Below are 11,086 nucleotides of genomic sequence, written 5' to 3'. Positions count from 1 at the left end.
CACTCTCCTGATCAGGACGAGCTCATGCCCATGGCCCGCCGGACCAGGTCGCTCGCGTCCATCGCGTCAAGGGATTCCGTCGGGTCCGCCACGGGGTCGTCCTCGCCCTGCCCGGCGAGCCGCAGCACCAGGTCCAGCACCCCGCCCGCCTTCAGCAGCTCGAACGGGACGGCGTCGAGCGCGGCGCGGAACCCGGCCTGCTCCGGGTCCGCCGCCTCCGGCGTCAGCTCGGCGAGCAGGTGGGCGGCCAGCGCCACCGGGGTCGGGTGGTCGAAGACCATGGTCGCGGGCAGCCGCAGCCCGGTCGCGGCGTTGAGCCGGTTGCGCAGCTCCACGGCCGTGAGGGAGTCGAACCCGGACTCCTTGAACGCCCTGGCGGCGTCGAGGTCGTCCGCGTTCTCGTGCCCGAGCACGGCCGCGGCGTGCTGGGTGACCAGCCGCACCAGCAGCTTGTCCTGGTCGGCGCGGGGCAGTCCGGCCAGCCGGTCGGCCAGCGACGTCCCGCCGGTGGTCTCGGCGACCACGGCCGAACGGCGCCGGGCCGGCCGGGTCAGCCCGCGCAGCAGCGGGGGCACGTCCGTCGCGGTCCTCAGCGCGGCCACGTCCAGCGGTGCCGCGACCACGAGTGGCGACGGCTGGTCCAGCGCCGCGTCGAACAGCGCCAGTCCGTCCTCCGTGGACAACGGCCGCATGCCGCCCCTGGCCAGCCGCCGCACCTGGGCGTCGTCCAGGTGGGCCGTCATGCCGCTGCGCTCCTCCCAGAAACCCCAGGCGATCGAGGTCGCCGGGAGTCCGTGGACGTGGCGGTGCTGCGCCAGGGCGTCGAGGAAGACGTTGGCGGCGGCGTAGTTGCCCTGTCCCGGACTGCCGACGGCTCCGGCGGCGGACGAGAACAGCACGAACGCCGCCAGGTCCTGGCCCGCCGTCAGCTCGTGCAGGTTCATCGCCGCCTCGGCCTTGGGGCGCCAGACGCGGTCGATCTGCTCCGGCGTCAGGGCGGTGACCACGCCGTCGTCGAGGACACCCGCCGCGTGCACCACCGCCGTGATCCGGCGGCCCCGCAACGCCTCCGCCAGCGCCGTCCGGTCCGCGGCGTCGCAGGCCACGACCTCGGCGCCGAGCTCGGCCTCCAGCTCCGGTGCCGATCCGCTGCGGCTGAGCAGCAGGAGGTTCCTGGCGCCGCGCCGAGCGAGGTGCCGGGCGACGTGCGCGCCGATCGTGCCGGTGCCACCGGTGATCACGACCGTGCCGTCCGGGTCCAGGCCGTGCGGCACGGTCAGGACCACCTTGCCGATGTGCTTGGCCTGGCTGACGAACCGCAACGCCTCGCGGGCCTGCCTGATGTCGAACGCCCGCACGGGCGAAAGGTCCACCGCGCCCTGCTCGAACAGCGCCACGATCTCCCGCAGCATCTCGCCGGTCCGCTCCTCGCCGGCCTCGCCGAGCACGAACGCCCGGTAGCGCACACCGGGATGCCGAGCGGCGACCTCGTCGGCGTCGCGGACATCGGTCTTGCCCATCTCGATGAACCGGCCGCCCTCGCCCAGCAACCCGAGCGAGGCGTCGACGAACTCACCGGCCAGGCTGTCCAGCACGACGTCGACCCGGCCGAACCGCGCCGCGAACTCCAGCGTCCGCGAGGAGGCGATTCCCTTCAGGCCGATGAGCGCGCTCCACTTGGCCGGGCTCGCCGTGCCGTAGACCTCGGCACCCCATGCCCGCGCCAACTGCACCGCCGCCATGCCCACACCACCGGCAGCCGCGTGTACGAGCACCGACTCGCCGGGTTGGAGGTCGGCCAGGTCCCGCAGGGCGTACCAGGCCGTGAGGTAGACCATCGGCACCGAAGCCGCGTCCGCGAACGACCAGCCGGCCGGAATCCTCGCCACCAAACGGTGGTCGGCGATGGTCTCCGACGAGAACGCGCCGGGGAACACGCCCATCACCCGGTCGCCCACCGCCAGGTCGACGCCGGGACCGACCTCGACGACCACACCGGCGCCCTCGTTGCCGACCGCCGTCTCGCCGCCGGGATACATGCCGACGCACATCAGCGCGTCGCGGAAGTTCACGCCCGCGGCCCGCACCGCGATCCGCACCTCCCCCGCCTCCAGCGCACGAGGTTCGGCGGCCTCGACGGTCACGCCCTCCAGGCTCTGGCCGTCGACGGCCAGCCGCCACGGCGAGTCCGGCAGCACCAACGTCTCGGGCGCCGCCTTGGTCAGCCGCGGCACGAAGACCTTCCCGCCGCGGACCAGCGCCGCGTTCTCGCCCTGCGCCACCAACGCCGGCACGACGTGCAGGTCGCTCTCGTCCTCGACGTCCAGCACCGTGACCCGGCCGGCGAACTCGGCCTGGGCGGACCGCACCAGCCCCCAGACACCGGCCTGCGTCAGGTCCACATCGGACTGGTCACCGGCCGCCCCGCGGGTCACGACCACGACGTGGGCGTCCCCCTCCAGCACCGGCCGCAGCCGCTCCGCGAGCCAGGTCACCACCTCCAGCCCCGACCCGGACGGACAAGACAGCACCACGTGGTCGACGTCGTCCGCGGCCTCCGGCGCGACCGGAACCCACTGCACCCGCATCAACTGCTCACCGCCGGACACCTGGTCCGCGCTCACCGGCCGCGACCGCACGGCCGCCACCGTCGCGACCGGCGCGCCGGTGAAGTCGGCGAGATCCAGTGACACCTCGTCGGATCCGGTGCGCCGCAACCGGACCCGCAGCGCCGACGTGCCCTCCGCGTGCACGGAAACGCCCGACCAGACGAACGGCAGCCCGACGGACACGTCGTCCGCGACCGCGCCCGACACGTGCAGCGCGGCGTCGAACAGCGCCGGGTGCAGCGTGAACCGGTTCGGGTCGACCCCCTCCGGCAGTGCGACCTCCGCGAAGACCTCGTCCCCGCGCCGCCACACCGCCCGCAGTCCCCGGAACGACGGCCCGTACCCGTATCCGGCCTCGGCCAGCCGCTCGTAGAACCCGTCGATGCCGACCGCCTCGGCTCCGGCCGGTGGCCACTCGTCCAGTGCGACGCCGTCGGCACCGGCCTCCACCAACCGGCCCTCGGCGTGATGCGTCCACTCGATGCCGTCCGCGGACGAGTACACGCCGACGCTCCGGCCACTGGACTCCGCGGCACCCACCAGCACCTGCACGCCCACCGAACCACCGGTGGGCAGCACCAGTGGCCGGTGCAGCGTCAGCTCCTCGACCGTCGAGCACCCGACCTCGTCCCCTGCGCGGACCACCATCTCGACGAAAGCGGTGCCGGGCAGCAACACCCGGCCCGCCACCGCGTGGTCGGCGACCCACTCCGGCGATGTCGGCGACACCCGGCCGGACAGCACCACGCCGCCGCCGTCGGCCAGCGCGACCGACGAGCCGAGCACCGGGTGTCCCGCACCGCCACCACCGGCGGGCGCGGGGTTCAGCCAGAACCGGCGCCGGTCGAACGCGTACGTCGGCAGCTCCACCCGGCGGCCATCGGCCAGGCCGGGCCATGCCACGTCCACGCCGTGCACGAACGCCTCGCCCAGCGACAGCAGGAACCGGTCCAGGCCGCCGTCGTCGCGCCGGATCGACCCGAGCGCCACCACGTCGGCCGTCTCCTGCACCGACGACACCAGCACCGGGTGCGGGCTGACCTCGACGAAGACCTGGTTGCCGTCCTTCACCGCGCACAACGTCGCCTGGTCGAACAGGACCGTGCGCCGCAGGTTCTCGTACCAGTACTCGGCCGTCAGCCCGGCGGTGTCGAGCAGCTCACCGGTCACCGTCGAGTAGAACGGCACCTCGCACGACCGCGGCTCGATGCCGGACAGCACCTCCAGCAGCTCGTCCCGGATCGACTCGACCTGGACCGAGTGCGACGCGTAGTCCACCGCGATCCGGCGCGCCCGCACGCCTTCCCGTTCGCACCAGGCCAGTGCCTCGTCCAGCCCGGCCAGGTCACCGGAGATCACCGTGGACGCGGCGCCGTTGACCGCCGCCACCGAGACGCCGTCCCACCCGGCCAGCAGCTCGCGCACCCGCGCGGCCGGCAGACCGACCGACACCATCCCGCCCAGCCCGGACAAGCTCACCAGCAGCTTGCTGCGCGCGACGACGACCAGTGCGGCGTCCTCCAGCGACAGGGCCCCTGCCACGCACGCGGCCGCCATCTCGCCCTGCGAGTGCCCGATCACGCCACCCGGCGTGACACCGCTGGCCCGCCACAACGCGCCGAGCGACACCATCACGGCGAACAGCACGGGCTGGACCACGTCCACCCGTTCCATCTTCCGCGCACCGTCCACACCGGACAGCACGTCCAGGACCCGCCAGCCCAGCAACGGTTCCAGCACCCGGTCGCACTCGGCCAGCCGTTCCCCGAACACCGGGGACGCCTCGGCCAGTTCCACCGCCATGCCCGCCCACTGCGAACCCTGACCGGGGAACACGAAGACCGGCGCCCGGCCGGACTCGTCGACGACCGCCTGGACCAGGTTCGGGGCGGGCCTGCCCTCCGCAAGCGCTTGCAGCCCGGACACCACGTCGTCCCGCGAGCCCGTCACGACCGCGCGGTGCGTCAACGCGGTCCGGTCCCGCACCAGCGAGGCCGCCACGTCCGCGAGATCCTGTCCCTCCACAAAGGACGACAACCGCGACGCCTGCCCGCGCAGCGCCGCCTCCGACCGGGCGGACAACACCACCGGCACCACGGAGGCGGACCCGCCAGAGGGCACTTCCTCGACCTCGGGAGCCTCCTCCAGCACCACGTGCGCGTTGGTGCCGCTCATGCCGAACGACGACACGCCCGCCCGTCGCGGGTGGCCGTCGCGCTCCCAGGGCTGCGACTCGGTCGCCACCGACACCGCGCCCGCCGACCAGTCGACGTGCGACGACGGCGACCCGACGTGCAGGGTCCTCGGCACGAGGCCGTGGCGCATCGCCAGCACCATCTTGATCACACCGGCGACGCCCGCGGCCGCCTGCGCGTGCCCGATGTTCGACTTCACCGATCCCAGCAACAACGGCTTGTCGCGGCCCTGGCCGTAGGTCGCCAGCACCGCCTGCGCCTCGATCGGGTCACCCAGGCTCGTGCCAGTGCCGTGCGCCTCCACGACGTCCACATCGGACCCGACGAGCCCGGCGTTCGCGAGCGCCGCACGGATGACCCGCTGCTGCGAAGGCCCGTTCGGCGCCGTCAGCCCGCTGGTGGCACCGTCCTGGTTCACCGCGGTTCCGCGCACCACGGCGAGGATCCGGCGGCCGTTGCGCCGGGCGTCCGAGAGCCGTTCGAGCACCAGGACTCCGACGCCCTCGCCCCACGCCGTGCCGTCGGCGTCGTCGGAGAACGCCTTGCACCGGCCGTCCGCCGCGAGCCCGCGCTGACGGCTGAACTCCACGAACGCGTCCGGCGTCGACATGATCGTGACACCGGCGCTCAACGCGAGCGAGCACTCGCCGTTGCGCAGCGCGTTCACGGCCAGGTGCAACGAGACCAGCGACGACGAGCACGCGGTGTCGACGGTGACCGCCGGACCTTCGAGGCCGAAGACGTAGGAGACCCGGCCGGACATGACGCTGGCCGCGCTGCCGGTTCCCGCGAACCCGGCGAGGCCGGCCGCGGGGTCGCGCGCGAGCGTGGCGTAGTCCTGGCTGTTGCTACCGGTGTAGACGCCGACCGTGGTGCCGTGCAACGCGGTGCCGTCGAGCCCGGCGCTCTCGATCGCCTCCCACGACGTCTCCAGCAACAGCCGTTGCTGCGGGTCCATCGCCAGCGCCTCGCGCGGCGAGATCCCGAAGAACCCGGCGTCGAAGTCGCCCGCGCCGTGCAGGAAGCCGCCCTCGCGCACGTAACAGGTCCCGGCCCGGTCGGGGTCCGGGTCGTAGAGCGACTCGACGTCCCAGCCCCGGTCGGCGGGGAACGTCTCGATGGCGTCCCCGTCGCAGGACACCAGGTCCCACAGCTCGTCCGGGGTGCTCACCCCGCCGGGGAAGCGGCAGGCCATGCCGACGACGGCGACGGGCTCCCGCTGACGGTCCTCCAGCTCGCGCACCCGCTGACGGGTCCTGCGCAGGTCGGTCGTGACCTTCTTCAGGTACTCGACGACCTTCTCATCCTGGGTCATGGCACACCTTTTGTCTGGTCAGCGCGGAGAAGAGGGCACGCGGCGGCGGGGACCGATCGCCGTGACCGGTCCCCCGTCCCGCCCGTGGTCACACGCCCGCGCCGACTTCCCGCGAGGTGGCGAGGGTCCGCAGGCCACGTGCCGGAGCGCTGACGAGCGCGGCCATGTTGCCCGGCGGGTGGGCGTTCTCGTACATCAGCTGGTGGGCGTGCCCGACCTCGGACAGGTCGCCGCACCACGACAGGCACGGGTCGAGCTGCCCGGTCGCGACCAGCTGGGTCACCTCGCGGCACTCGCGGGTGTTGGCGTAGTGCGACCCCTGCAGGCGTTTCTGCCGCATCCACAGGTGCCGCAGGTCGACGTCGGCGTTGTAGCCGGTGGTGCCGCCGCAGATGACGACCATGCCACCCGCGTCGCACACGTACATCGAGGTCGGGATGGTGTCCTCGCCGACGTGCTCGAGCACGATCCGCGGCGAGCGCCGGGACCCGAGGACCTCCCAGAACTTCCTGCCGAAGTCCCGTGCGCCGCGCGTCCAGTGGGCCATCGCCTCGGCGTCCATGACCTCGGGCAGCCGGCCCCAGTGGTCGAAGTCCCTGCGGTTGATGACGCCTTTGGCACCGAGCCGCTCGCAGTACTCCGCGCGGGAGTCGTCGGACACGACCGCGATCGGGATGCCGCCGAACATGCGCACGATCTGGATGGCCATCGAACCGAGGCCGCCGGCGCCGCCCCAGACCAGCACCGGGTCGCCCGGCCGCACGACGTGCGGCGGCCAGCCCATCAGCTGCCGGTAGGCGGTGACGCCGGTGAGCATGAAGCACGCCGCCTCCTCCCAGCTGAGGTTCGCGGGCTTCGGGTGGCACTGGTACTCGTCCACGACGGTGAACTGGGCGAACGAGCCGTAGTTGTTCTGGTAGCCCCAGGCCGCCTGCGAGGACGACGAGATCGGGTCCGTGCCCAGCCGGATGTCGGCCGCCGACTCGTCCCACTGGCAGCCCGAGAGCACGACCTCGTCGCCGACGGACACGTCGTGGACGCCCTCGCCGACCGCCCAGACCACGCCGGCACCCTCGGAGCCGCCGATGTGGAACCCGGAGGTGTCGCCCGCCTTGGCGCGCGCGGCGATCACGTCGAGCGGCGACCCCAGCGCGGACCACACGTTGTTGTAGTTGATGCCGGCGGCCATCACGAGCACGAGCACCTGACCGCGGCCGACCTCGGGCACGTCGAGGACCTCGACCTCGAACGCCACGTCCGGCGGGCCGTAGCGCTCGGGACGGATGACCGACGCGTACATCCGCCGCGGCACCACCCCGAGCGGTGGAATTTCACCCGGTTCGTACAGGGTTTTCACCATCGCCGGATCCTTTTCACCTGAAGTCGGCTCCAGCGGCGTTCCCGAACGCGTTCTGGCCTTTGGGAAAACGAACCGGCGAGGGTCTGCCACCAGGACCGCCCCCGCGGGTCCGCGACCCCGATACCGCCGGAATCGCCTGCTGTCTCGGGATTCGACTGTATGGATCGCCCGCACACCCCAGAACCCCTAGATCGTCCCCCTAAACGAACGCCCCGGGAAGAGGTGTCACCAGCTGGGATGATTGTGCATTGACGTGCGGCGGAGGGCTGCGTGGTTGCAGGCCACGGCTAAGCGCGTGTACTGTCGGAAGAGGTTCGCTTGGAAGCGGATGAACGATCTGGGGGTCGTTCTCGTTCCTGTCCGTTTCGCGAATCCATTCCGGTCAGTCCGGTCGCAACGGGGCGGCCACCGTGGGACGTCAGGGGCAATGGGGGCTCTCTGACGGCCCCTGGAGAGGTTTGCCCACGCCCCCCGCCACCGGGTTGCGAGCAACCCGGCCCCAGGGACCGGAGGACCGTCACGCCCCAGCACATCGCGGTTGTCTGAGATTCTCACCCACTCACGCCGTCACCAGGCACACCCGGTTCGCGATCGCGGCGGGACTGGTCGGCGCGGGCATCCCGTCCCGCGCCGGGGCGCGCCTCGTCCTCACGGCACCGGTCACCCACCGGCGCCGCGTCGGCGCACGTCCTGATACCCGGCTGGGTCTCATTTTTGACTTCATGGGGGGTCAATTCTGATGTCATTGGTCGAGCGCGGAGAAGAGCTTTCCGATTTTTCCGGAATTTTCACCGACGTAACGCGGGGAAAAGGCCGGATCATCGTTGTCACCGGAGTGGTCGCCAGCGGCAAGACCGAGCTGATCGACACGTTGGTCGAGAAGGCGGCCGAGGCGGACGTCGACCAGATCATGGTCTCCAGTTCCGAACTCACCAGTAATCTCCCGCTCGCACTGGTCGTCCAGTTCCTGCAATGCCTGAAGCTGCCACCGGACCTGCGCCGAGAGGCATCCGCGCTCTTCGCCGAGTCAATGCTCTCCCCGGCACCGGGCGGCCTGGACGACAGCGTGCCGGAAACGTCCATCGCCCGATACGCCCATTTGCTCAACGAAGTGGTGCTGACGGCCGCCCGCCACCGGCCCCAGCTGATCGTGGTCGACGACGTGCACAACGCCGACGCGGCCTCGCTGCGGTGCCTCGCGCACCTGGCGAGGGCCATCGCGACCGCGCCCGTGCTGCTGATGATCACCTCGCGGACCGGTGCGCGGCTCGCCCACCAGTTCTTCTTCGACGACGTGCTGCGCCAGCCGTTGAGCACGCACCTGCGCCTCACGCCGCTGTCGCAGGACGGCACCCGGCAGCTGCTGGCCCTGCGGCTCGGCGAGCAGACCGCGGCGCGCGTGTCCGGCAACTGCCACGCGCTGACCGGCGGAAACCCGTTGCTGCTCAACGCCGTCGCCGAGGACCACCTGGCCGAGGAGCTCGCGCAGGTGCAGCACCCGCCGCGGCAGCAGACCTACCAGGTCGTCGTCGGCCCGCGGTTCATCGAGGCGTTCCTCACCTGCCTGCACCGGGTCACCCCGGAGGCGCTGCGGCTCGCCAGGGCGGTCGCCGTGCTCGGCGAGTGGGCCAAGCCGACGCTGCTCGCGTCGCTGACCGGGCTGGACGCCACGACGATGGCGGTGGCGTTCCGGTCGCTGAACGAGTCGGGGCTGCTGCGCGACGGCCAGTTCCGGCACGCGACCGCGCGCGCCACCGTGCTCGGCCACCTGAGCACCAAGGACGCCACGGCGCTGCACCTCAAGGCCGCCGCCGCGATCTACCACGAGGGCGGCTCGGTGACCGTGATCGCCGAGCACCTCGCCACCGCGGACACGTGCGAGTACGCGTGGGGCGTCCCGGTGCTGCAGTGCGCGGCCGAGCACGCCAACGCCGCCGACGACATCACGAAGGCGGTCCGCTACCTGCGGCTCGCCTACCGGGAGACGACCGACGAGCAGCTGCGGGCGTCGATCGGCACCCGGCTGGCGGCGCTGGAGTGGCGGCTCGACACGTGCACGGTCACGCAGCACCTGCCGACTCTCACCACGGCCATGCGCAACGGCCACCTGCCGCACCACCAGCTGCCCGACATCCTGCAGTACCTGTTGTGGCACAACGAGGTCGCCGACGCCAGGGCGCTGATCGCCCAGCTGCCGCCGGACGTGGCCGACTCCGACGTCCGCACGATCGCCGCGCTGCACTTCCTGCGCTGGTGGCTGACGCACACCTACCCCGAGCTGGTCGGCGAGGTGCGGGACGTGCACTTCGACCCGTCGAAGCACGACACGACGGCGGTGTCGGAGGTCGTGCGGGCCCAGGCGCGCGCGGCGACGTTGCTGCAGACCCTGCTCACCGGCGGGCCCGCGCACAGCGTCCAGCACCAGGCCGAGCGCATCCTGCAGAGCTGCCAGCTCGGCGACGGCACCCTGGAGCCGCTCCAGGTCGCCCTGCTCGCCCTCACCTACCTCGACCAGCTGCCGGCCGCGGCGTCGTGGTGTGACGCGCTCTACCGCGACTCGCGCGACCGCAACGCGCCGACCTGGCGGGCGATGCTGGCGAGCACGTACGCCGAGATCGCGATCCGGTCGGGGGACATGGCGGCCGCCGCCGACTACGCGCGCTGCGCACTCGGGTCTTCGCCCTCGCAGACCTGGGGCAGCCACATCGGCGTGCCACTCGGCAACCTCGTCTACGCGCTCACGGTGATGGGCGAGCACGAGGAGGCCGCCGCGCTGCTGCGGCTGCCGTTGCCGGAAGCCGTGCTGGAGTCGCGGTACGGCCTGCACTACCTGCGTGCGCGCGGCACCGTGCATCTGAACCAGGACCGGCCGCTCGCCGCGCTCAGCGACTTCCTGGCCTGCGGCAAGCTGATGCTCAAGTGGGGCATCGACCTGCCGGCGATCATCCCGTGGCGCACCGACGCCGCCGAGGCGCACCTGCAGCTGGGCAACCACAAGGCGGCCAGGCATCTCGTGCACGAACAGCTGCACCTGACGCAGGGCAGGTCGCGCGGCCGGGCGATCGCACTGCGCCTGCTGGCCCGGCTGAGCGCTCCCGAGGAACGCCCGCGCCTGCTCGGCGAGGCGGTCGAGATCCTGCACGACTGCAAGGCCGAGCTCGAACTGGCACTGGCGCTCACCGACCTGGCGTCGGCCTACCAGACCATCGGCGAGCCCAGCAAGGCCCGGATGACGACCCGGCGCGCCCGGCGCCTGGCCAGCCGCTGCAAGGCGGAGTCGTTGCGCAAGCTGCTGCACGTCGGCGACCCGGAGAGCGCCGACCTGCCGGAGGCGGACGTCGAGCTGCCGGTCGCGGCCGACTACGCGCAGCTCAGCGAGGCGGAACGGCGGGTCGCGGACCTCGTGTGCGACGGCAACACGAACCGGGAGATCGCGCTGAAGCTGTTCGTCACCGTGAGCACGGTGGAGCAGCACCTCACGCGGATCTACCGCAAGCTCAAGGTGAAGCGGCGGGCGGACCTGGCGACGGCGCTGCAGATGCAGTTGCTGGACAGCAGCATGTGAGTGGTCGAGCGAACCGGCCGCGGCACCTGAACGGGTGTCGCG

At 72.2% G+C, this 11,086-nt stretch carries 3 protein-coding genes; 1 reads left to right on the top strand and 2 read right to left on the bottom strand.

Features of this window, described 5'->3' with window-relative positions:
- Positions 1-11: 11 nt before the first annotated feature.
- Together ACFWV3_RS28165 and ccrA are read right to left on the bottom strand one after the other, a co-directional pair.
- Complete coding sequence (locus ACFWV3_RS28165) at positions 12-6,119, bottom strand: SDR family NAD(P)-dependent oxidoreductase (protein ID WP_382415337.1); 6,108 nt, start codon at positions 6,117-6,119, stop codon at positions 12-14.
- An 88-nt stretch (positions 6,120-6,207) separates the two neighbouring features.
- Entirely contained in the window at positions 6,208-7,479 is a 1,272-nt protein-coding gene (ccrA, locus tag ACFWV3_RS28160; protein WP_382415335.1) for a crotonyl-CoA carboxylase/reductase, read from the bottom strand.
- Between the two features lie 739 nt (positions 7,480-8,218).
- On the opposite strand from ccrA, the gene ACFWV3_RS28155 reads away from it, so the two are divergent.
- Positions 8,219-11,044, top strand: coding sequence for an ATP-binding protein (locus ACFWV3_RS28155; protein ID WP_382415333.1), 2,826 nt, complete (start codon positions 8,219-8,221; stop codon positions 11,042-11,044).
- The last annotated feature ends 42 nt before the right edge of the window (positions 11,045-11,086 follow it).

The organism is Lentzea sp. NPDC059081 (assembly GCF_042738015.1).
Taxonomy (GTDB): domain Bacteria; phylum Actinomycetota; class Actinomycetes; order Mycobacteriales; family Pseudonocardiaceae; genus Lentzea.
The sequence above is the reverse complement of the archived record's forward strand: the minus strand, read 5'-3'. Positions and strand labels throughout refer to the sequence as shown.

What these genes read in the sequence shown, in the direction of transcription:
- ACFWV3_RS28155 (WP_382415333.1), top strand. Translation starts at nt 8,219, where the DNA reads ATGTCATTGGTCGAGCGCGGAGAAGAGCTTTCCGATTTTTCCGGAATT.
- ccrA (WP_382415335.1), bottom strand. Translation starts at nt 7,479, where the DNA reads ATGGTGAAAACCCTGTACGAACCGGGTGAAATTCCACCGCTCGGGGTG.
- ACFWV3_RS28165 (WP_382415337.1), bottom strand. Translation starts at nt 6,119, where the DNA reads ATGACCCAGGATGAGAAGGTCGTCGAGTACCTGAAGAAGGTCACGACC.